This is a genomic window from Nocardioides panaciterrulae, assembly GCF_013409645.1.
GTDB lineage: Bacteria > Actinomycetota > Actinomycetes > Propionibacteriales > Nocardioidaceae > Nocardioides > Nocardioides panaciterrulae.
In genome coordinates this window covers 2,533,877-2,554,637 of the sequence record NZ_JACCBG010000001.1, presented here as the reverse complement: position 1 = coordinate 2,554,637, position 20,761 = coordinate 2,533,877, and the positions used below count along the sequence as shown (strand labels likewise).

Genomic DNA, 20,761 nt, shown 5'->3' with positions numbered 1-20,761 from the left:
CCCCGGCGTGGGGCAGCGGCAGGGACGTGGGGCAGCGACGTGGGACAGGATGGGCGCATGCGGATCCTCGTGGCCCCGGACAAGTTCGCCGGCACCCTGAGCGCGGTCGAGGCCGCGCGGGCCGTGGCGCTCGGGTGGCGGCGCCATGCCCCGGCCGACGAGATCGACCTGGCGCCGATGTCGGACGGCGGGCCCGGCTTCGTCGACGTGCTGCACGCCGCCATCGGCGGCGACCTGCTCGCCGTCACCGTGCGCGGCCCCGCCGGGCAGCAGGTGCCGGCCACGTTCCTGCGGCACGGCCGGGTGGCCTACGTCGAGAGCGCCCAGGCCTGCGGCCTCCACCTCACCGGCGGCGAGGGGGCCGAGGAGGCCACGACGTACGGCGTGGGCCAGCTCGTGGGCGAGGCGGTCGCCTCCGGCGCGTCGACGGTCGTGGTGGGGCTCGGCGGCAGCGGCACCAACGACGGCGGGGCCGGGCTGCTGGCTGCGCTGGGAGCCCAGGCTGACCGCCCCCTGGACCGTGGCGTGAGCGGCCTGGACGGGGTGACCCGGGTGGACCTCGAGGCGGCCCGGGCGCGACTGGCGGACGTCCGGCTGGTGGCCGCCTCGGACGTGGAGAACCCGCTCACCGGCCTGTTCGGGGCCACCAAGGTGTTCGGTCCCCAGAAGGGAGTGGCCGAGGAGCGGCTCCCGGTCCTGGACGCGGTCCTCGAGCAGCTCGCGGCCGCGGTGGACCGGCGTACCGCCCTGGAGAAGGGAGCGGGGGCGGCCGGCGGGCTCGGCTTCGCGCTGTTGGCCCTCGGCGCCGTCCGGGGGCCGGGGATCGGGCTGGTCGCCGGGGCGGTGGGTCTCGCCGAGCGGGCCCGGGCCGCCGACCTGGTCGTGACCGGTGAGGGCGCCTTCGACTACTCCAGCCGGGCCGGCAAGGTGCCGTACGGCGTGGCCCAGGTGGCCTGCGAAGCGGTCCGGCCGTGCGTGGTGCTCGCCGGCCGGGTCGCGGTCGGCGCCCGGGAGATGCGCGCGCTGGGCGTGGAGTCGGCGTACTCGCTGGTCGACGTGGTGGGGGAGGAGCGGTCCTTCGCCGACCCCGCGGGCGCCCTGGCCGAGGTCGCCGAGCGGGTGGCCCGCACCTGGTCGCCCCAACCCTCCTGAGGCCCTCCTGAGGCCGGTCCGGGGCGCCGGACCGTGAGGGAATATCCGGTGGTGTGCGACCATTGAGACAAGCACCAACCACTCAACCGCCTGGGAGCACGCACATGACCGAGCAGGTCGAGACCACCACCGAGCACCGCACCGACCAGATCAACCTGAGCCCGGTCGCCGCAGCCAAGGTGAAGAGCCTCCTCGAGCAGGAGGGCCGCGACGATCTCTCCCTGCGCATCTCCGTGCAGCCGGGCGGCTGCTCGGGCCTGCGCTACCAGTTGTTCTTCGACGAGCGCACGCTCGACGGCGACGCCGTCACCGACTTCGGCGGCGTGAGCGTCGTCGTGGACCGGATGAGCGTCCCCTACCTCAACGGCGCGACGATCGACTTCGTCGACACCATCGAGAAGCAGGGCTTCACGATCGACAACCCGAACGCCACCGGGTCGTGCGCCTGCGGCGACTCGTTCCACTAGTCCGAGGCGGCCGCAGCCACCGCTGCCGCGACCTTCGACAACCAGAGAGCCCCCGGCCGACCGGCCGGGGGCTCTCTGCGTCCTGACGCAGGTCCCGGCTCAGTCCCCGTCCACCTGCAGGTTCATCGCGGCCGCGAGCCGGGCAGCGGCCTCGGAGATCTCGATGTCGCGCTTGGCGACGTCGCGGGGGTAGTCCTCGAAACGGAGGCTGGGGGCCGGGCGGACGGCCGCGCGGGCGGCCCGCCGCAGGTGCAGGTTCGCGCCGGCGGCTCGGCAGTCGGCCGACATCTCCGACGGCGTGGACGCGTCGTCGTAGGCGAGGCGGTCGGCGGGCCCCGGCGAGGGGTGGGCAGCGGTCATGCCTTCGACAGTATTGGTTACCGCGGGATACCGGTAGCGGTACCCGCAGGTAGTGTGGGCTGACATGTCGCTGCTCATCGCCGGATCGATCGCCACCGACCACCTGATGACGTTCTCGGGGAAGTTCGCCGACTCGCTGGTGGTGGAGCAGCTCGACAAGCTCTCGGTCTCGTTCCTCGTCGACGACCTCGAGATCCGCCGCGGGGGAGTGGCCCCCAACATGTGCTTCGGGCTGGGCCAGCTCGGGCTCCGCCCGGTCATGGTGGGCGCCGCGGGTGAGGACTTCGCCGACTACCGCTCGTGGCTGGAGCGGCACGGGGTCGACTGCGACTCGGTGCACATCTCCGAGTCCCGGCACACCGCCCGCTTCGTGTGCACCAGCGACGCGACGATGGCCCAGTTCGCCTCGTTCTACCCCGGCGCGATGAGCGAGGCCCGGCTGATCGAGCTGGCCCCGATCGTGGCGCGGGTGGGGGAGCCGGACTACGTCCTGATCGGCGCCGACGACCCCCAGGGGATGCTGCGGCACACCGACGAGTGCCGGCAGCGCGGCTACCCCTTCATCGCCGACCCGAGCCAGCAGCTCGCGTTCGGCGAGGGGGACCTGATCCGGCAGCTCATCGACGGCGCGGCCATCTTGTTCTCCAACGAGTACGAGTCGCACATGATCGAGTCGAAGACCGGCTGGAGCACCGAGGAGATCCTCGACCGGGTGGGCTTCCAGGTCACCACCCTGGGCGCCGATGGCGTGCGCATCCTCCAGCAGGGCGAGGAGCCCATCGAGCTGTCTGCCGCGAAGAACGTCGCCGCCCTCGAGCCCACCGGCGTCGGGGACGCGTTCCGCGCCGGCTTCCTCGGCGCCCTGACGTGGGGGGTCGGCCTCGAGCGCGCGGCCCAGGTCGGCTGCGTGCTGGCCGCCTACGTCGTGGAGACGGTCGGCACGCAGGAGTACTCGTTCACGGCTGCGGAGTTCACCGCCCGGGTCGAGGAGTCGTACGGCGCGGCCGCGGCGGCCGAGATCGCGCCGCACCTGAAGGCCGTCAGCTGATCCGGCGCACCACGTAACGGGGGGTGCCGTCGGGCGCGGTCTGCTCCCCGACGTACTCCTGGCCACGCATGCGGCACCAGGCGGGCACGTCCACGCGGGCGGCCACGTCGGTCGACACGACCGCGATCGTGCCCCCGACCGGGACGTCGGCCAGGTGCTTGCCCAGCTCGATCACCGGCAGCGGGCACAGCATCCCCCGGCAGTCGAGCTCGAGGTGGGCCCCGTCGCCGCTCACAGGCCGGCCTCCGCGCGGATCCCCGCGACCACCTCCGGCAGCGCGGCCAGGAAGGCGTCGACCTCGCTCGCGGTGGTCCCTCGGGTCAGGGAGACCCGGACGTTGCCGTGGGTGAGCACGCCCATCGCGGCCAGCACGTGGCTCGGCTCGAGGGTCGAGGCCGTGCACGCGGAGCCGCTCGCGACCCCGAACCCTCGTCGGTCGAGCTCGCTCACCAGGGCCTCGCCATCGACGTAGAGGAACGAGAACGTGACCAGGTGTGGGAGCCGGTCGACCGGGTCGCCGACGACCTCGACGTCGGGGACGGCGGCGACCCCCCGGCGGATCCGGTCCACCAGGGCGTGCTGCCGGGCGTTGACCTCGTCCCGTTCGGCCACGACCGCCCGGAGGGCCGCGGCGGCGGCCAGGGCCGCGGGGACGTTCTCGAAGCCGCTGGAGCGGTCGTCGACCCGGTCGTCCTCGGGGAACGGGCTCTCCCAGCGGGTCCCCTTGCGGACCACGAGCACGCCCACGCCGGCCGGTCCGCCCCACAGGTGCGCGGAGCCGGCCAGCGCCGCCCAGCCGCCGGGGAGCGGCAGCCGCCCCATCGAGGCCCGGGCGTCGACGAAGAGCGGGACGCCGTCCGGCAGCTCGAGCTCGCCCACGGGCTGGAGGGTGCCCACCTCGTGGTTCGCGCTCTGCAGCGCCACGACGGCGCAGTCGGGCCCCCCGGCGTGCTCGACCAGGTCGCCGTCGCGGACCCGACCGTCGTCCATGACCCCGACGACGTCGGGCTCGCCGCCCCAGGCGGCCGCGTGGTGGACCGCGGAGTGCTCCACGGCCGAGAGGACGACGCGGGACCCGCGGCGCCGACGGGCCCGGGCCAGGCCGACCAGCCCGCGGTGCACGGCGTCGGTGCCCGAGGAGGTGAAGGTGACCTCGTCGCGGCGCACGCCCAGCGCGTCGGCCACCACCTCGCGCGCGTTGTCCAGCAGCAGCCGCGCCGACCGCGCGGGCAGGTGCAGCCGCCGCGGGTCGGCGTAGCCCTGGTCGAGCGCCGCGAGGAGGACCTCGCGCGCGGCCGGGTGCAGGGGCTCGGAGGACGCGGAGTCGAGGTAGACATAGGGGGCGCCGGGGCCGGTGGCCGGCGGCGCCGGCTCGCCCGAACCGGAGACGGGGGTCACGCCTCGAACCTAGTCGACACTCGGCCCGGACGCGCGGGGGTACCCGCCGGACCACACGAGGGGCGATTCCGATACTGTTCGGGCTATCCGTGATCGTTGAGAGAGAGGCTCGTTCGTGGGTCTGCAACTCCCCAAGCGTGCGGCCGTGAACCTTCGCCGAGTGGGCGTGTCGGCCGCGCTGGGTACCAGCCTGCTGCTGCTGAGCAGCTGCTCATCCGCGACGAGGGGGGAGTGGGAGCGTGGCGCGATGCCCGACCCCGCCTCCACCCAGGGTGAGCACATTCTGAACCTCTGGCAGGGCGCGTGGATCGCGGCACTGATCACCGGCTTCGTGGTGTGGGGCCTGATCTTCTACGCCGTGTTCCGCTTCCGGCGGCGCAGCGAGGACGAGGTCCCGATCCAGACCCGGTACAACCTGCCGCTGGAGATCTTCTACACGATCGCCCCGATCATCATGGTGATCGTGTTCTTCCAGCACACCGTCAATGTGCAGAACACCGTCCTCGACGACAGCCTGCCGGTGGACAACACCGTCGAGGTCACCGGCCAGCAGTGGTCGTGGACCTTCAACTACGGCATCGGTCAGATGGACGCCTCGGCGAACGACGACGCCGCCGACCAGAACTACCCCTACCAGTCCTACGCCTACGAGGCCGGCACCGCGTCGTACATCCCGACGCTGGTGCTCCCCATCGGCGAGACCACCCGCTTCAACCTGCACTCGCCCGACGTGATCCACGACTTCGGCGTCCCCGGCTTCCTCATGAAGATGGACGTCGTCCCGGGCCGCGTGAACCACTACGAGATCACGCCCACCCGCGAGGGCTGGTACAAGGGCAAGTGCTACGAGCTCTGCGGTGTCTACCACTCGCGGATGCTCTTCAAGGTCCATGTGGTCAGCAAGGCCGACTACCAGAAGTACCTCTCCGACCTTCAGGCCGAGGGCCGGACGTCGACGACGCCGCTGATCGGCGCTGAGAACGCACGCACGCAGGCCGGGCTCGCGTCCGGCACGACGGAGTCCAACGGAGGCGCGGAGTGACCGCCACAGCTGCCCACCCGACGACCTTTACCGGTCGCAAGACCCTCGGCCAGCAGGTCGTGCGGGTCCTCACCACGACCGACCACAAGCTGATCGGCAAGCTCTACCTCGGCACGTCGTTCGCCTGGTTCCTCATCGGCGGCATCATGGCGCTGCTGATGCGTTCCGAGCTGGCCTACCCGGGCATGCAGATCGTCAACGACGAGGTCTACAACCAGCTGTTCACGATGCACGGCACGATCATGCTGCTGCTGTTCGCGACACCGCTGTTCTTCGGCTTCGGCAACGTGATCATGCCGCTGCAGATCGGTTCGCCGGACGTCGCGTTCCCGCGGCTGAACATGTTCAGCTACTGGCTGTTCCTGTTCGGTGGCCTGATCGCCGCCTCGGGCTTCCTCACGCCCCAGGGCGCCGCCGACTTCGGCTGGTTCGCCTACACGCCGCTGTCCGACGCGGTGCGCTCGCCCGGTGTGGGTGGCGACCTGTGGATCATGGGCCTGTGGATGGCCGGCCTGGGCACCATCTTGGGTGCGGTCAACTTCATCACCACGATCATCTGCATGCGTGCCCCCGGCATGACGATGTTCCGGATGCCGATCTTCGTGTGGAACACGCTGGTCACCAGCCTGCTGGTGCTGATCGCGTTCCCGGTGCTGGCCGGCGCGCTGCTCTCCCTGGAGGCCGACCGCCAGCTCGGCGCCCACGTCTTCGACGCCGCCCACGGCGGCGCGATCCTGTGGCAGCACCTGTTCTGGTTCTTCGGCCACCCGGAGGTCTACATCATCGCGCTGCCGTTCTTCGGCATCGTGACCGAGATCTTCCCGGTCTTCAGCCGCAAACCGACCTTCGGCTACGTCGGCCTGGTCGGCGCGACGCTCGGCATCGCGATCCTCTCGGTCGCGGTGTGGGCCCACCACATGTTCGTCACCGGCGCGGTCGACCTGCCGTTCTTCTCCGGCATGACCTTCCTGATCGCGGTGCCGACCGGCGTGAAGTTCTTCAACTGGATCGGCACGATGTGGGGGGGATCTCTGTCCTTCGACACACCGATGCTGTGGTCGCTGGGCTTCCTGACGACCTTCCTGTTCGGCGGCCTGACCGGTGTCATCCTGGCGAGCCCGCCGCTGGACTTCCACGTCTCGGACTCCTACTTCGTGGTCGCGCACTTCCACTACGTCGTCTTCGGCACCGTGGTGTTCGCGATGTTCGCGGGCTTCTACTACTGGTGGCCGAAGATGACCGGCCGGATGCTCGACGAGCGCCTCGGCAAGCTGCACTTCTGGCTGCTGTTCATCGGCTTCCACACCACCTTCCTCGTCCAGCACTGGCTGGGTGTCGAGGGCATGCCGCGCCGGTACGCCGACTACCTGCCGCAGGACGGGTTCACGACCCTCAACCAGGTCTCGACCATCGGGTCCTTCATCCTGGCCTCGTCGATGCTGCCGTTCTTCTACAACGTCTACGTCTCGCGTCGTGCCCCGCTGGTGGAGACCGATGACCCGTGGGGCTGGGGCCGGTCGCTGGAGTGGGCGACCTCCTGCCCGCCGCCGCGGCACAACTTCGTGACGATCCCGCGGATCCGCTCGGAGTCGCCGGCCTTTGACCTGCACCACCCCGAGGTGGCGGCCATCGAGCTGGACCAGAACGTCGCCGCGCGTGACGGTGCGCTGGCCGACGCCCCCGACATGCGAGGCCGCGCCGAGCACGTGGCCGGCACCGCCGAGAACGAGCCCCGCAAGCCGGGGGAGGAGAACGCCTGATGAAGTCCGAGGCCTGGATCTTCGCGATCTGCAGCGTGTTCTTCCTGGTGGTCAGCCCGGCGTACTGGCTGATCACGGGGGACTGGACGGGCTCGTCCGCGCTCACCATGACCTTCCTGCTGGCCGCCATGGTCACCATCTACCTCGGCGTGCACGCCTCGAAGATGGACCCGCGCCCCGAGGACCGCAAGGACGCCGAGATCGCCGACGGTGCCGGCGAGCTCGGGTTCTTCCCGCCCTACTCCTGGTGGCCGCTGTGGTGCGCCGCCACGCTGGGCGTGTGCGTCTTCGGCATCGCCTCGGGCGCCTGGTGGCTGTTCATCATCGGCGTCGGGCTCGGCGCGCTGGCGCTGTCGGGCTGGATCTTCGAGTACTACCGGGGCGTCCACGCCCACTGATCGCCCTCGATCCCGGCACAGAGCCCCGCACGGACCCCGCGTGAGTGTTCACACGAACACGCGGGGTCCGTGCTTTTCAGGTGCTGCCGTTACCCTGGGAGGGCCATCTGCTTGTTCTACAGGGGAGTTGTTTGCATGTCCTGGAGTCGTTCCCGCGTACGGTTCAAGACGCCGGCCGCCCGCCGCGTCCTGACCGGAGTGGCGGCCCTCGCCCTGGCGACGCCATTGGCGGCGTGCCAGGGCAGCGACACCGGTCCCGGTGCCGTTGCGCCCGCCGCCGGCAGCGGGACCGGTAGCGCCGCTCCCGCGGCCGCCGTGGACCCGGTGCGCATCCACCTCAACGTCAAGCGCGGTGCCACCGACGTCCCGGTCGACCGGATCCTCGAGGTGTCGGCGACCGGCGGCAGCCTGGACTCGGTGCAGGTCAGCTCGCACGCCGGCGACCTGCCCGGGACGCTGTCCCAGGACGGCTCCTCCTGGACCGCGGGCGCCCGGCTCGAGCCCGGCCGCCGGTACGTCGTCACCTCGGTCGCCCACCGATCCGACGGTCAGCAGGTGACCCGGAAGGCCCACTTCCGCGCCCAGGACCTCACGCTCGACCAGCAGACCTATGCCTCCGTCGCCCCCCTCGAGGGCGAGACGGTGGGCGTGGGGATGCCGGTGATCGTCACCTTCGACGTCCCGGTGACCGACAAGGCGAGCATCGAGAAGCACATGTCGGTCTCCGCGTCGCCGCGGCAGCCGGGCTCCTGGCACTGGATCAGCGACACCGAGGTGCACTGGCGCCCGCGTACCTACTGGAAGGCCGGCTCGGACGTCTCGGTGAACGTCGACGTCAACTCCGTGCCCGCCGGCGCCGGCATCTACGGCCAGGAGGACCGGCACGTCGACTTCCACATCGGCGACGCCCACGTCTACAAGGTCAACCTGCAGACCGACGAGCTGCGCGCGTTCTCCAACGGGAAGCTGCTGCGCACGATCCCGGTCACCGCCGGCAAGGACGGCTTCACCACCCGCTCGGGCACGAAGGTGATCATCGAGAAGTTCAAGTCCAAGCGGATGGACTCCGAGACGATCGGCATCGGCAAGAACAGCCCCGAGTACTACAACCTCGCCGACGTGAAGTACGCGATGCGGCTGACGTACTCCGGGGAGTTCCTGCACGCGGCGCCGTGGTCGGTGGCCTCGCAGGGCTACGACAACGTCTCCCACGGTTGCACCGGCATGAGCACGGAGAACGCCAAGTGGCTCTTCGACCTCTCCCGCCGGGGCGACGTCGTGGAGTACACCGGCACCGACCGGCCGATGACACTGACCAACGGCTACGGCGACTGGAACGAGTCCTACTCCGAGTGGAAGCAGGGCTCGGCCCTCGCCTAGGGCCGGCGACTTCACGTTCCCGCTCGGCGGACCGGCCGACCGCCGGCGTACCGGCCCATGCCGTCGCCGTACCGGCTACCGGCCGACCGTCGCCGTCCCTACACCGGTGGCCGCCGGGGTTGTCAGGGTGTCCTCTCGGTTGGGGGGCGTTGCAACGGCTGACAACCGAGGGAATCCCCGGCTGGCCGGGGATCCCCGCAGCGGCGTCCGGCGTACCGCCCGGTGGCGCGGCCCCCCGCTGAGGGCCGGCCGGCGCCTGCCTCGGCGTCGGCCGGAGCCGCGGGCCCCCGGGCGGGCGCGAGGGTTGTCAGGGTGTCCTCTCGGTTGGGGGGCGTTGCAACGGCTGACAACCGAGGGAATCCCCGGCTGGCCGGGGATCCCTGCAGCGGCGTCCGGCGTACCGCCCGGTGGCGCGGCCCCCCGCTGAGGGCCGGCCGGCGCCTGCCTCGACTTCGGCCGCAGGCGGGGCTCTCCTCGGGCGCGGGGTTGTCAGGGTGTGCCCTCGGTTGGGGGGCGTTGCAACGGCCGACAAGCGAGGGGATCCCCGGCTGGCCGGGGATTCCTGCAGCGGCGTCCGCACCCGCCACCACTGACGAAGGGCCCGCCCGGAGTTGATCCGGACGGGCCCTTCGATGTCTCTCGACGCTCAGTGCGAGCGCAGGTTCTCCTCGTCGACGGTGTGGTGGCCGTCGAACTGGTGGCCGTCGGCCGCGTGGTCGAGGCCGGCCTGGAGCTCGTGCTCGTGGTCGGTGTGGTGGTGCGCCTCCTCGAGCTCCTCACTGGTCGGCTTCTGCACGTTGTCGGCGTACATGAGCGTCGCCAGCTTGCCGCGCAGCTTCTGGCCGGGGGAGTGCGGAGCAGGTACGCCGTTGGCGTCCGGCTCGCCGCCGAGCGACGGGAACTCGTCGCGCGCCCGGGCGGTCAGCGTGTAGGCCTTGTCGACCGGCAGCGGCAGGTGCCGCTCGCTGTAGCCACCCTCGGGGGAGCGCATGATGATGCCCGACTCGTAGCCGTGCAGCAGCGTCTCCTTGTCGTGGCGCTGCAGCGAGATGCACCAGCGGCGGGTGATGAAGAACCCGATCGCCGGCCCGATGAACAGCGCCGCCCGGTTGAAGTAGGTGATCTGGTTGATGCTCGCGTGCAGCTTGATCGCGATGATGTCGTTGCCACCCGCCATCCAGGCCACCCCGTAGAACACCATCAGCGAGACCATCACGGCCGTGCGCGTGGGGGCGTTGCGGGGACGCTCGAGCAGGTGGTGGTCGCGCTTGTCGCCGGTGACCCAGGACTCGATGAACGGCAGCAGCAGCAGGACCGTGAACATCAGGCCCGGCATCAAGATCACCGGGAGGAACACGTTGAACGGGAACGTGTGGCCCCAGAACGTGAACTCCCAGCCCGGCATGATGCGCAGCAGGCCGTCGGGCCAGCCCATGTACCAGTCAGGCTGTGAGCCCGCGGTGACCTTGGTCGGGTCGTAGGGGCCGAACTTCCACACCGGGTTGATCGACAGCAGCCCGCCCATCGTGGCGCAGACACCGAAGACGATGAAGAAGAAGCCACCGGCCTTCGCGGCGTAGACGGGGAGCATCGGGAAGCCGACCACGTTGTCCTCGGTGCGGCCGGGGCCGGGCCACTGCGTGTGCTTGTGGTAGACGAGCAGCAGCATGTGGGCCGCGATCAGGGCCAGCAGCAGGCCGGGGATCAGCAGCACGTGCACGGTGAACAGGCGCGGGATGATCGCGTCGCCGGGGAACTCGCCGCCGAAGATGAAGAACGACAGGTAGCTGCCGACCAGCGGGATCGACTTCATGAAGCCGTCCGCGGCGCGGACGCCGGTGCCGGAGAGCAGGTCGTCGGGGAGCGAGTAGCCGGTGAAGCCCTCCAGGGTGCCGAGCAGCAGCAGCAAGCAGCCGATCACCCAGTTCACCTCACGCGGCTTGCGGAACGCGCCGGTGAAGTAGACGCGCAGCAGGTGGATCATCATCGCGGAGATGAAGATCAGTGCCGCCCAGTGGTGCAGCTGGCGCATCAGCAGGCCGCCGCGCACGTCGAAGGACAGCGTCAGCGCGGAGTTGAAGGCCTCCGAGACGGTCACACCGCGTAGCGGGTCGTAGGACCCCTGGTAGGTGACCTCGCCCATGCTGGGGACGAACCACAGGGTCAGGAACACGCCCGAGAGCAGCAGGACCACGAAGCTCCACAGCGCGATCTCGCCGAGCATGAACGACCAGTGGTCGGGGAACACCTTGCGGATGTTCTTCTTCATGGCCGAGGCGAGGCCGAGGCGGTCGTCCGCCCAGGCGGCCACGGCTCCGGCCTTGCTGGACTTGCCAGGTGTGGCGGCCGTGGTCGCGTTGCTGGACGCGACCTTGCTGGTGTCGATACTCACTGTCAGCCACGCTCCCAGAAACTTGGTCCCACGGGTTCGGTGAAGTCGCTCTGGGCGATCAGGTAGCCCTCGCTGTCCACGGTGAGCGGCAGCTGCGGGAGGGCGTGCCCGGCCGGGCCGAAGATGACCTTGCCGGAGTCGGTCAGGTCGAAGGTCGACTGGTGGCACGGGCAGAGCAGGTGGTGCGTCGTGCGCTCGTTGAGCGAGATCGGGCAGCCGACGTGGGTGCAGATCTTGGAGTAGACGACGATCCCCTCGACCGACCAGTTGCGGGTCTGCTCGGAGATGATGTCGTCGGGCTCCATGCGGTGCACGATCACGGCCGCCTTGACCTTCGCCTGCTGCAGGTCGGTGCCCTCGATCGGCGGGTAGCCGTTGGCCTCGGTGGGGAAGAGCGCCTCGGGCTCGGCGTTGACCAGGTCACCGATCTCGAGGTCGGAGACCTTGATCGGGGTGCCGACGACGTCGCGGACGACGCGCATGCCCTTCTCCCAGATCGTGTGGCTGAGCTTGTCGCCCGGCAGCGGGCCGAGGTCGCGCAGCATCACGATCGCCGGCAGGCCGAGGATGCCGACGGCGCCCAGGAGGCTGTTGCGCACCAGCGGACGCCGGGCGATGCCGGACTCGCTGACGCCGGCGTCGAGCGCGGCCAGCGCGGCCTCCCGGTCGCTCTCCGGGGAGGCGGCCGGGTGGCGGTACTCGACGATCTCGTGGTCGACCATCAGCTTGCGCGCCCACTGGATCGTGCCGCTGCCGATGAACAGCAGGGCGCCGCCCAGGGTCAGTCCCAGCGCGAAGGTCGAGGCGCCGAGGCCGCCGATGGTGTCCCAGTGGTCGCCGACGTGGAAGACGAAGTAGGAGACCAGGAACAGGACCGTGCAGACCAGCGAGAGCCCGTAGAGGGTCGCGACCTGGCGCTCGGCGCGCTTCTCGGCCTTCTCGTCGACGTCGGAGGGCCGCCAGTGGTGCGGGGGCAGGCCCGGGTTCGCGATCGGCTCGTCGGCGAACGTCGCCGGCACGGACCCGTGCGAGTCCTGCTCGGGGACGTTGTCGTGCGTGTCGCTCACGCTTCCACCTTCTTCTTGCTCGAGCGCGTGGTGTGGGCCGCGATCCAGACGGCGAAGCCGACCAGGGCGCCGATGCCGATCAGCCAGCCGGCCAGGCCTTCCGGCACCGGGCCGAGGCCGCCGAGGCCGAAGCCGCCGTAGGCGGGGGCCTCCTTCAGGGAGCCGAGGTAGGCGATCACGTCCCGCTTCTCCTCCGGCGACAGGTTGCCGTTGGAGAAGGTGTCCATGGCCTGAGGACCGGTCAGCATGGCCTCGTAGATGTACTTCGGCGGGACCCCACGGATCCGGGGGGCGTAGCCGCCGCGGGGCATGGCGCCGCCGGAGCCTTCGAAGTTGTGGCACGCGGTGCAGTTGGTGAGGAAGATCTGGCCACCGCGGACGATCGCCTCCTCCTTCTGCGCGTCGCTCAGGCCCGCGGTCGAGTAGTCCTGCGCGGTCGGCACGGCCGGGCCGGGGCCCAGGGAGGCGACGTACGCCGCGAGCTGGGCGATCTCCTCGTCGGTGTAGACCGTCGGCTTGCGAGGCGCCTGCTGCCCGGGCTGGGCCATGGGCATCCGGCCGGTGCCGACCTGGAAGTCGACCGCGGCGGCACCCACGCCGACCAGCGGCGGCGCGAGCTCGTTGCCGTTCTGGGTGCGGATGCCCTCGCCGTTCTGGCCGTGGCAGAAGGCGCAGCCGACGAGGAACAGCTGGCGGCCCTTGGCCGCCTGGTCGGCGTCGCTCTGGGCCTGCTGGGCCTGGGCGGGGGAGAAGGCGGCGTAGAGGCTGCCGACCATCAGCAGCCCGAGCACCAGCACCGCGATGCCGGCGAGTGGTCCGCGACGGTGCCGGGAGAGTCGACCGGCGGAGCGGTTCAGGAGACGCACATCGATTCCTTGCTGGGAGTCCTGGTGGGTTCCGACGTCATCAGTACTTCGGCGTCACTGGATGAGGTAGATGGTGGCGAACAGCCCGATCCACACGACGTCGACGAAGTGCCAGTAGTAGGACACGACGATGGCGCTGACCGCCTGCTCGTGGGTGAACCTGCGGGCCATGAACGTGCGGCCGAGCACGAACAGGAAGGCGATCAGGCCGCCGGTCACGTGGATGCCGTGGAAGCCGGTGGTCAGGTAGAACATCGTGCCGTAGGCGGAGTCCTGGATCGTGGTGCCCTCCTTGATCATGGAGGCGTACTCGCTGGCCTGGCCACCGATGAAGACCGCGCCCATGATGTAGGTCAGGACGAACCACTCGCGCAGGCCCCAGCCCTTGACCTTGAACACCGATCCGGTGCGCCCCACCTGGCCGCGCTCGGCGGCGAACACGCCGAGCTGGCAGGTCAGCGAGGAGAGCACGAGGATCGTGGTGTTCACCGCGGCGTACGGCACGTCGAGGCGCTCGGTGTTCTGGGCCCACAGGTCGGGGCTCACCGCGCGGATCGTGAAGTACGACGCGAAGAGCGCCGCGAAGAACATGAGCTCGCTGGAGAGCCAGATGATCGTCCCGACGCTGACCATGCTCGGCCGGTCGTGGTGCCCGTGCAGTCGGGATGCAGGAATCGCAGTTGCTGTCGCCACGGACGTCATTATGTCCTGACCTCCGGCCCGGGGCACCCCGACCCCCTCCCCTTGTGCCGACTTATCCTTCGTCACATGCTGGGTGCCGCGTCCGTCGCCGTCTGGGAGGCCGTGGCGACCCTGCCGAGGTTCACGATCGGAGGAGTCCTCACCGCCTGGTCGTTCGAGCCGCTGCCCCTGGTCCTGACGGTGTGGGCGGGGGGCCTCTACCTGGTCGGCGTGGCGACGCTCCGCCGCCGTGGCGACCGCTGGCCGGTGGGCCGCACGGTCGCCTTCGTGCCGGTCGGCATGGGCGCGTTCTGGTTCGCGACGGCCTCGGGCCTGGGCACCTACGACCTCACGCTGCTCAGCGTGCACATGGTCCAGCACATGATCCTCGCGATGCTGGTGCCGCTCGCGCTGGCGCTGGGCGCGCCGGTCACGCTGGCGCTGCGTACCCTGCCCGCGCGCCCGCGCGCGTGGCTGCTCGCGCTCCTGCACTCCCGCGTCGCCCGGGTGCTGTCGTTCCCGCCGCTGACCCTCGCGCTCTACGTGGTCTCCCCGTGGGCGCTCTACTTCAGCGGGTGGTACGACGCGTCCCTGCACTCGACCTTCGTGCACGAGATGATGCACGTCCACCTGGTGCTGGTCGGGGCGCTGTTCTTCTGGCCGCTCGTGGGCGTCGACCCGGTGCCGGGTCGGGTGGGCTACCCGGCCCGGATGCTGCTGGTGGTGCTCACCCTGCCCTTCCACGCCTTCCTGGGCGTCACGATCATGGGGCAGGGCACGCTGATCGGCCACGACTGGTATCCGTCGCTGCACGACGGACGGATGGGTGCCTGGTTGCCCGATCCCGCCGCCGACCAGCACCTCGCCGGCGGGATCCTGTGGGGCTCGGGCGACCTCGTCGGCCTGGCCTTCTTCGGCGTGCTCTTCGCCCAGTGGGTGCGCGCCTCGACGAAGGAGGCCGCCCGCGAGGACCGTCGCCTCGACCTGCTGGAGGCGCGGGCGGCCCGGGCGGCCGACCCGCGCGCCACGCGGCGTGCGGCCCGGCCGGACGCGCCGGCCCTCGACGGGTAGCATCGCGGCCGTGACCGACACGACCTCGTCCCGCACCGCGCCGCTGAAGGTGCTCGTCTACAGCGACGACGTGAACACCCGCCAGCAGGTCATCCTGGCCCTCGGCCGCCGCCCCCACCCCGACCTGCCGGAGGTGGAGTACGTCGAGGTCGCGACCGAGCCCGTGGTCCTGCAGAACATGGACGCCGGCCGGATCGACCTGGCGATCCTCGACGGCGAGGCCGTGCCCGCCGGTGGGATGGGCATCGCCAAGCAGCTCAAGGACGAGATCTACCGGTGCCCGCCGCTGGTGGTGCTCACCGGCCGCCCGCAGGACGCCTGGCTGGCCACCTGGTCGCGCGCCGACGCGGCCGTGCCGCACCCGCTCGACCCCGTCCAGCTCGCCGAGACCGTGGTGGCGCTGCTGCGCTCGCGGGTGCCGGCCGGCACCTGAGCGCGGCGATGACGGTGACGACGACCTGGCCGGAGGTGCTCAGCGCCCTGGTCGCGGGGACCGACCTGACCTCCGAGCAGACGGCCTGGGCCATGGGCGAGATCGTGGCCGGCGAGGCCACCCCGGTGCAGGTCGCCGGCTTCGCGGTGGCGCTGCGCGCCAAGGGTGAGACGACCGAGGAGGTCACCGGGCTCACCGAGGCGATGTATGCCGCCTGCCAGCCGCTGAGCGTGCCCGGACGCCTGCTCGACATCGTCGGCACCGGCGCGGACCGCTCCATGTCGGTGAACATCTCGACGATGGCCGCGATCGTCGCCGCGGGCGCCGGCGCCCGGGTGGTCAAGCACGGCAACCGCTCCGCCTCCTCCAAGTCCGGCTCCGCCGACGTGCTGGAGGAGCTCGGGATCCGGCTGGACCTGCCGGTGCACCGCGTGGGGGCGGTGGCCGAGGAGGCCGGCATCACGTTCTGCTTCTCCGCGGTCTTCCACCCGGGCATGCGCCACACGGCGGTGCCGCGGCGCGAGCTGGGCATCGGCACGACCTTCAACTTCCTCGGCCCGCTGGTGAACCCCGCGCGGCCCCAGGCGCAGGCCATCGGCTGCGCGGACCTACGGATGGCGCCGGTCATGGCCGGGGTGTTCGCCCGCCGGGGAGTGGACGCCTGGGTGTTCCGCGGCGACGACGGCCTCGACGAGCTCACCACCACGACCACGTCCTCGGTGTGGACCGTGCGCGCGGGGGAGATCGAGCGCACGACCATCGACCCGCGCGACCACGGCCTGTCGCTGTCCTCCCTGGAGGCGCTGCGGGGCGGTGAGCCGGCCTACAACGCCGAGGTGGTGCGGCGGGTCCTGGCCGGCGAGCGCGGGCCCGTGCGTGACGCGGTGCTGCTCAACGCGGCCGCAGCGCTGGCGGTCCACGACGCGCCGTCCGAGCCGGTCGGCCAGGCGCTCGACGCGGGACTGGCCCGAGCGAACGAGGCGGTGGACTCCGGCGCCGCGCAGGCCACCCTCGAGCGGTGGGTGGCCGCCTCGTCGGCCTCCTGACCGCCGGCCCCGCGCCGGCTCCGCGTGAGCCCCCGCGCCGGGGCTGCGACGGGCGCTAGTCGAGCCCGAGGGAGAACGCGGACTCCAGATCGTGGCGGGAGTAGGCGCGGAACGCGATGTGGGTCTCGGTCGAGGTGACGCCGGGGACCTTGTTGAGCCGGTCGGCGACGACGCCGGCGACGTCGTCGTGGTTGCGCACCCGCACGAGCGCGATCAGGTCGATCTGGCCGGTCACCGAGTAGACCTCGCTGATGCCGTCGAGGGCGGCGATCGCCTCGGCGACCTCGGGGATGCGGGCGACGTCGGCCTTGACGAAGACGATGGCGGTGATCACGACCACAGGCTAGGACATCGGGTCACCGCGCGGGCCGGTGCACGGGGGTCAGCCCGCGCCGATCCTCGAACGGCACCAGGGAGAGCCGCGACTGGTTGACCGCGTCGTGGATCGCCAGGTGCCGGGTGGCGCCGGCGACGGGGCAGGTCCACTCGCCGTCGACCTCGACCAGGCGGATGCCCGGCGACTCCAGCCAGCGCAGGATCTTCTCGGTCTCCTCGGCGCTCGCCGCCGGCACCGGCCCGGGGGCCGCCCGGACCGTCTCGGCGGAGGCGCGCAGCTCCGCGACGTACTGGTGGGCGTCGGCCCCGGGCGGGATGGTGCCGGCCGCGGCGAGCCGGCCGTGCCGCACCACGTGGACCGACCAGCGGCCGTCGTCCTCGCGCCGGGCGGCGACGACCTCGGGGCACCGGGTGAGCGCGGAGAGCCGCTGGGTGCGCGCCGCGGCCCGCACGAACGCCGCCAGCCGGTCGCGGTGCGCACCGGCCTCCTCGAAGCGCTCGTCGGCGGCGAGCGTGGCCATCCGCGCGTTGATGGCCGTCACGACCTCGTCGGGGCGTCGCAGCAGGGAGTCGCGCAGCTGGCGCACGACCGCGGCGTACGTCGTCTCGTCGACGCTGCCGTCGCAGGGGGAGAGGCACCGGCCCATCTCGGCCAGCACGCACGGCGACCGGGAGGGCTCCCGCGACAGCCGCTCGGAGCACTGCCGCACGGGGAAGGTGTCGTGCAGGGCCGCGAGGCACTTCTCCGCGGACTTCTTGGAGGAGAACGGGCCGAGGTAGTCGGCCTGGTCGTCCAGCACGCGCCGGACCAGCGACAGCCGGGGCCACGGCTCGCGGGTCAGCTTGAGGAAGTGCACCTTCTCCGGGTAGCGCGAGCGGCGGTTGTACTTCGGCTTGTGCTCGGCGATGAGGCGCAGCTCGCGGACCTCGGCCTCGAGCGCGGTCGCGCACTCCAGGCCGTCGACCGCCGAGGCCAGGCCGACCATCTCGCCCATCCGCGAGCGGGTCTCCGAGGCGGTGAAGTAGGACCGGACCCGGGTGCGCAGGTCACGGGAGGTGCCGACGTAGAGCACCCGCGACCGGTCGTCGCGGAAGAGGTAGACGCCCGGCGCGTGGGGGAGCCCCTCGGCCAGGTGACGCTTGCGACGCTGCGCGGTGGTGACCCGGGAGGAGAAGGTCTGCAGCTCCTCGAGGGTGTGCACGCCGAGCGCGCCGAGCCGCTCCATCAGCCCGTGCAGGACGTCCACGGTCGCCCTGGCGTCGGAGAGCGCCCGGTGGTTGGGCGTGGTCGAGGCGTTGAAGACCCGGGCGAGCGAGGAGAGCTTGCAGTTGGGCGCGTCGTCGCGGGTGATCACGCGGCGCGCCAGCCGGGCGGTGTCGAGCACCTCGAAGCGCGGCCAGGGGCGTCCCTGCTGCTCGGCGAAGTGCTTGAGGAAGCCCACGTCGAACGGCGCGTTGTGCGCGACCAGCACGCAGCCGGCCGCGAACTCGAGCAGCGCGGGCAGCGCGGTCTCGATCGAGGGTGCGTCGGCCACCATCGTGTTGCTGATGCCGGTGAGCACGGCGATGAAGGCCGGGATCTCGGTGTGCGGGTTCACCAGGGTCTGGAACTCGCCGAGGACCTCGCCGCCCCGCACCTTGACCGCACCGATCTCGGTGATCATCGACCCGGCCTGGGCCGAGCCGCCGGTCGTCTCGAGGTCCACGACGCAGAACGTCGTCTCCCGCAGCGGGCGCCCCAACTCGTCGAAACTGCGTTGCGCCTCCCACTGCGAGGGCGCACCCTGAACGGCGCTGCTCATGCCCGTGACGCTAGAGCCGAGCGCCGACAACCCGGGTGTGCCGCGCGGACTAGGGTGCAAGTGAGAGCACGAACACCCGTGCCGCACCCGACCCATGGAGCCCTCGTGACCGCCGTGTCCCAGCCCCCGCTCGCCCTCGGCGAGCTGCCCGACGCCGTGCGCGTGCGGGTCGTGGCGCTGACGGCCGAGGTGCTGCCCCAGGTCGTCCGGCTCCCGCCGGCGCTGCGCCGGGTGGCGGGCTTCGCGCCGCAGCGCCGGACCCGGCTCGGCGCCACCGCGATCACCGACGCCCTCGACGGCGACGAGGACCTGCGCGAGCGGATCGGCACCCAGGTCGCGGCCCGGTCGTCCCACGAGGCCGCCGCGCTGGTCGCCGGGGACGCCGAGGGCGACCCGGCCGAGGTGGCGGCGCTCGCGTGGCTGGTCCGTCCGGAGGGGTGGGAGCAGCTGGTCGCGGCCCGCACCGAGGAGATCCGCACGCGCCACGAGGCTGCCTCGAGGGACACCGGGGAGGCGGTCCGGCTGCGGGACCGGCTCGCCGAGGCCGAGCAGGCGCTGCGCGACCTGCGCCAGCGCAGCCGGGCCCAGGTCGAGGAGTACAAGGCCGAGAACGCCTCGCTGCGCCGCAAGCTGGGCGAGTCCCGCGCCGCCGAGCGGGCCACGCGGGAGGCCGCCGCCGGCTACGAGCACGAGGCCGAGCAGGCCCGGACCCGGGCCGCCGCCCAGGCGGCCGTGCAGGACAAGGAGCTGCGGCGGCTGCGCGAGCGGATCGACCAGCTCGAGGCCGAGGTCGTCGCCGGCAGGCGCGCCGCGAGGTCCGAGCGCGACGAGGTGACGCTGCGGGCGCGGCTGTTGCTGGACACGGTCATCGACGCCGCCTCGGGGCTGCGGCGCGAGCTCGCGCTGCCGAGCGTCGACGGCGCGCCGGGCGACCGCCTCGAGGCGGGGCTGGCCCGCGCGGCCGGCGAGCGGGCGGGTGGGTCCGTGTCGGCGCCCTCGGCCAACTCCTCCAGGCTGGAGCGGGTCCTGGCGCTCCCGCGGGCCCGCCTGGTCGTCGACGGCTACAACGTGAGCAAGACCGCCTGGCCGACCGCCCCGCTCGAGGCCCAGCGCGGCCGCCTGGTGGCCGGCCTCGCGCCGCTCGTCGCCCGGCTGGGCGTGGAGACCACGGTGGTGTTCGACGCGGCCGCCGCCACGGCACGCACCGCCGCGCCGGCCCCGCGCGGCGTGAAGGTCGTCTTCAGCCCGGAGGGGGTGATCGCCGACGACGTGATCCGTGACCTCGTCGCCGCGGAGCCGGCGGGCCGGGTGGTCGTGGTCGTCAGCAGCGACCAGCAGGTGGCCTCGGACGTGGCCCGGGCCGGGGCCCGGCCCTTCGCGTCGGGCGCGCTGGTCGAGCTGCTCAGCTGAGCCCCGATCCGGGCCGGTCCGGTGCTCGCGACACGCCGTACGGCGCCCTGTCGGCCCCGGGGTGTCGGTGGTCGCTGCGAGGGTCCCGGACATGACGACGAGAATCGACTGCGACAGCTGCGCCGTGCGCGGGCTGGCCTGCCACGACTGCGTGGTGACCGTGCTGCTCGGGCCCCCGCCCGAGCTGACCTTCGACGACGACGAGCGCCGGGCCCTCGACGTGCTGGCCGGCTCCGGGCTCGTGCCGCCGCTGCGGATGGTCCAGCCCCTGGACGGGACCCACATCGAGTCCGCGTGACAGACGTGGTCTGTGTGACCTGTGGGGTCGGAGGTCTCGGAGTGACGGGAAAAGTCCCCGACATGCAGGGGGCGGTTTGTTGCAGGGGTGTCCGGACCACTAATCTGTGGCGCTCAGGTGCCCGTGAACGTGGATCAGACCGGATCCGCGCGGGCGCCGCGCTTAGTCCCGGACCTGCTCGGAGGCCCGGGAGCCGGGGAACCAACCCACCTGGGGTGAATCACCCGCAAGGCGATGGCACGGGGGCCGTCGAGGAGCGGGTGTAGGGCGAGTCGTGCCCGAACCCGTCAGCTCACCCGGTAGGCGTACGACACGCAAGGGAGACCGCCCGCTCACATGAACGGTCGGAAGCGA

General features: G+C 71.8%; 21 protein-coding genes and 1 riboswitch. Of the genes, 12 read left to right on the top strand and 9 right to left on the bottom strand.

What is annotated here, in order from left to right:
• Positions 1-57 precede the first annotated feature (57 nt).
• Positions 58-1,152 (top strand): glycerate kinase family protein, encoded by a 1,095-nt coding sequence (locus tag BJZ21_RS12110; protein ID WP_179663981.1) that lies wholly within the window; start codon positions 58-60, stop codon positions 1,150-1,152.
• Positions 1,153-1,256: 104 nt separating this feature from the next.
• A complete protein-coding gene (gene erpA / locus BJZ21_RS12105; RefSeq protein ID WP_179663980.1) occupies positions 1,257-1,619 on the top strand; it encodes an iron-sulfur cluster insertion protein ErpA in 363 nt (120 codons plus the stop codon).
• Positions 1,620-1,718: 99 nt separating this feature from the next.
• Here erpA and BJZ21_RS12100 read toward each other — a convergent pair whose 3' ends face one another.
• Positions 1,719-1,979 carry a hypothetical protein gene (locus BJZ21_RS12100; RefSeq protein ID WP_179663979.1) on the bottom strand — a complete coding sequence of 87 codons (261 nt, stop codon included), beginning with the start codon at positions 1,977-1,979 and terminating at the stop codon, positions 1,719-1,721.
• 64 nt (positions 1,980-2,043) lie between these two features.
• Here BJZ21_RS12100 and BJZ21_RS12095 point away from each other — a divergent pair, with 64 nt between their 5' ends.
• On the top strand, positions 2,044-3,027 hold the full coding sequence (locus BJZ21_RS12095) for a carbohydrate kinase family protein (RefSeq protein ID WP_179663978.1): 984 nt from the start codon (positions 2,044-2,046) through the stop codon (positions 3,025-3,027).
• Here BJZ21_RS12095 and BJZ21_RS12090 read toward each other — a convergent pair.
• Together BJZ21_RS12090 and BJZ21_RS12085 are read right to left on the bottom strand one after the other, a co-directional pair.
• Positions 3,020-3,262 (bottom strand): sulfurtransferase TusA family protein, encoded by a 243-nt coding sequence (locus tag BJZ21_RS12090; RefSeq protein WP_343052113.1) that lies wholly within the window; start codon positions 3,260-3,262, stop codon positions 3,020-3,022. The two genes, BJZ21_RS12095 and BJZ21_RS12090, sit on opposite strands and share 8 nt — an antisense overlap.
• On the bottom strand, positions 3,259-4,425 hold the full coding sequence (locus BJZ21_RS12085) for an aminotransferase class V-fold PLP-dependent enzyme (RefSeq protein WP_179663977.1): 1,167 nt from the start codon (positions 4,423-4,425) through the stop codon (positions 3,259-3,261). The genes BJZ21_RS12090 and BJZ21_RS12085 overlap by 4 nt, the downstream gene beginning before the upstream one ends.
• A gap of 145 nt (positions 4,426-4,570) precedes the next feature.
• On the opposite strand from BJZ21_RS12085, the gene ctaC reads away from it, so the two are divergent.
• From ctaC to BJZ21_RS12065, 4 genes are all read left to right on the top strand, one after another.
• Positions 4,571-5,467, top strand: a complete 897-nt coding sequence (ctaC, locus tag BJZ21_RS12080; protein ID WP_343052112.1) for an aa3-type cytochrome oxidase subunit II — start codon at positions 4,571-4,573, stop codon at positions 5,465-5,467.
• Positions 5,464-7,227: an aa3-type cytochrome oxidase subunit I gene (gene ctaD, locus BJZ21_RS12075; RefSeq protein ID WP_179663975.1), complete on the top strand. Its 1,764-nt coding sequence runs from the start codon at positions 5,464-5,466 to the stop codon at positions 7,225-7,227. The genes ctaC and ctaD overlap by 4 nt, the downstream gene beginning before the upstream one ends.
• Positions 7,227-7,625, top strand: a complete 399-nt coding sequence (locus BJZ21_RS12070; RefSeq protein ID WP_179663974.1) for a cytochrome c oxidase subunit 4 — start codon at positions 7,227-7,229, stop codon at positions 7,623-7,625. The genes ctaD and BJZ21_RS12070 overlap by 1 nt, the downstream gene beginning before the upstream one ends.
• Before the next feature lie 135 nt (positions 7,626-7,760).
• Positions 7,761-9,005, top strand: a complete 1,245-nt coding sequence (locus BJZ21_RS12065) for a L,D-transpeptidase (protein WP_179663973.1) — start codon at positions 7,761-7,763, stop codon at positions 9,003-9,005.
• A gap of 646 nt (positions 9,006-9,651) precedes the next feature.
• On the opposite strand, the gene qcrB is transcribed toward BJZ21_RS12065, so the two are convergent.
• Genes qcrB through ctaE form a run of 4 tightly spaced genes read right to left on the bottom strand, consistent with a single transcriptional unit; the run spans position 9,652 to position 14,032 of the window.
• The gene (qcrB, locus tag BJZ21_RS12060; RefSeq protein WP_425490509.1) at positions 9,652-11,397 is read right to left on the bottom strand and encodes a cytochrome bc1 complex cytochrome b subunit; all 1,746 of its coding nucleotides are present in this window, start codon (positions 11,395-11,397) and stop codon (positions 9,652-9,654) included.
• Between the two features lie 2 nt (positions 11,398-11,399).
• Positions 11,400-12,416: a cytochrome bc1 complex Rieske iron-sulfur subunit gene (gene qcrA / locus BJZ21_RS12055; RefSeq protein WP_343052266.1), complete on the bottom strand. Its 1,017-nt coding sequence runs from the start codon at positions 12,414-12,416 to the stop codon at positions 11,400-11,402.
• Between the two features lie 44 nt (positions 12,417-12,460).
• Positions 12,461-13,330: a cytochrome bc1 complex diheme cytochrome c subunit gene (gene qcrC, locus BJZ21_RS12050; RefSeq protein ID WP_343052111.1), complete on the bottom strand. Its 870-nt coding sequence runs from the start codon at positions 13,328-13,330 to the stop codon at positions 12,461-12,463.
• Between the two features lie 54 nt (positions 13,331-13,384).
• Positions 13,385-14,032, bottom strand: coding sequence for an aa3-type cytochrome oxidase subunit III (ctaE, locus tag BJZ21_RS12045; RefSeq protein ID WP_179663971.1), 648 nt, complete (start codon positions 14,030-14,032; stop codon positions 13,385-13,387).
• A 66-nt stretch (positions 14,033-14,098) separates the two neighbouring features.
• Between ctaE and BJZ21_RS12040 the strand changes: the two genes are divergently transcribed.
• From BJZ21_RS12040 to trpD, 3 genes are read left to right on the top strand one after another with little or no spacing between them, the layout of a single operon-like run.
• A complete protein-coding gene (locus tag BJZ21_RS12040) occupies positions 14,099-15,082 on the top strand; it encodes a cytochrome c oxidase assembly protein (protein ID WP_179663970.1) in 984 nt (327 codons plus the stop codon).
• 10 nt (positions 15,083-15,092) lie between these two features.
• Complete coding sequence (locus BJZ21_RS12035) at positions 15,093-15,515, top strand: Rv3143 family two-component system response regulator (protein WP_179663969.1); 423 nt, start codon at positions 15,093-15,095, stop codon at positions 15,513-15,515.
• Positions 15,516-15,523: 8 nt separating this feature from the next.
• Positions 15,524-16,561: an anthranilate phosphoribosyltransferase gene (trpD, locus tag BJZ21_RS12030; RefSeq protein WP_179663968.1), complete on the top strand. Its 1,038-nt coding sequence runs from the start codon at positions 15,524-15,526 to the stop codon at positions 16,559-16,561.
• A 55-nt stretch (positions 16,562-16,616) separates the two neighbouring features.
• Here the strand turns inward: trpD and BJZ21_RS12025 are convergent, their stop codons facing one another.
• Positions 16,617-16,895 carry an Lrp/AsnC ligand binding domain-containing protein gene (locus tag BJZ21_RS12025; protein ID WP_179663967.1) on the bottom strand — a complete coding sequence of 93 codons (279 nt, stop codon included), beginning with the start codon at positions 16,893-16,895 and terminating at the stop codon, positions 16,617-16,619.
• A 22-nt stretch (positions 16,896-16,917) separates the two neighbouring features.
• On the bottom strand, positions 16,918-18,699 hold the full coding sequence (locus tag BJZ21_RS12020; RefSeq protein WP_179663966.1) for a DEDD exonuclease domain-containing protein: 1,782 nt from the start codon (positions 18,697-18,699) through the stop codon (positions 16,918-16,920).
• A 105-nt stretch (positions 18,700-18,804) separates the two neighbouring features.
• Here BJZ21_RS12020 and BJZ21_RS21770 point away from each other — a divergent pair, with 105 nt between their 5' ends.
• Both BJZ21_RS21770 and BJZ21_RS12010 read left to right on the top strand, forming a co-directional pair.
• The gene (locus BJZ21_RS21770; protein ID WP_179663965.1) at positions 18,805-20,109 is read left to right on the top strand and encodes an NYN domain-containing protein; all 1,305 of its coding nucleotides are present in this window, start codon (positions 18,805-18,807) and stop codon (positions 20,107-20,109) included.
• 91 nt (positions 20,110-20,200) lie between these two features.
• Complete coding sequence (locus BJZ21_RS12010; protein WP_179663964.1) at positions 20,201-20,407, top strand: hypothetical protein; 207 nt, start codon at positions 20,201-20,203, stop codon at positions 20,405-20,407.
• Between the two features lie 159 nt (positions 20,408-20,566).
• Positions 20,567-20,715, top strand: a riboswitch (cyclic di-AMP (ydaO/yuaA leader).
• The last annotated feature ends 46 nt before the right edge of the window (positions 20,716-20,761 follow it).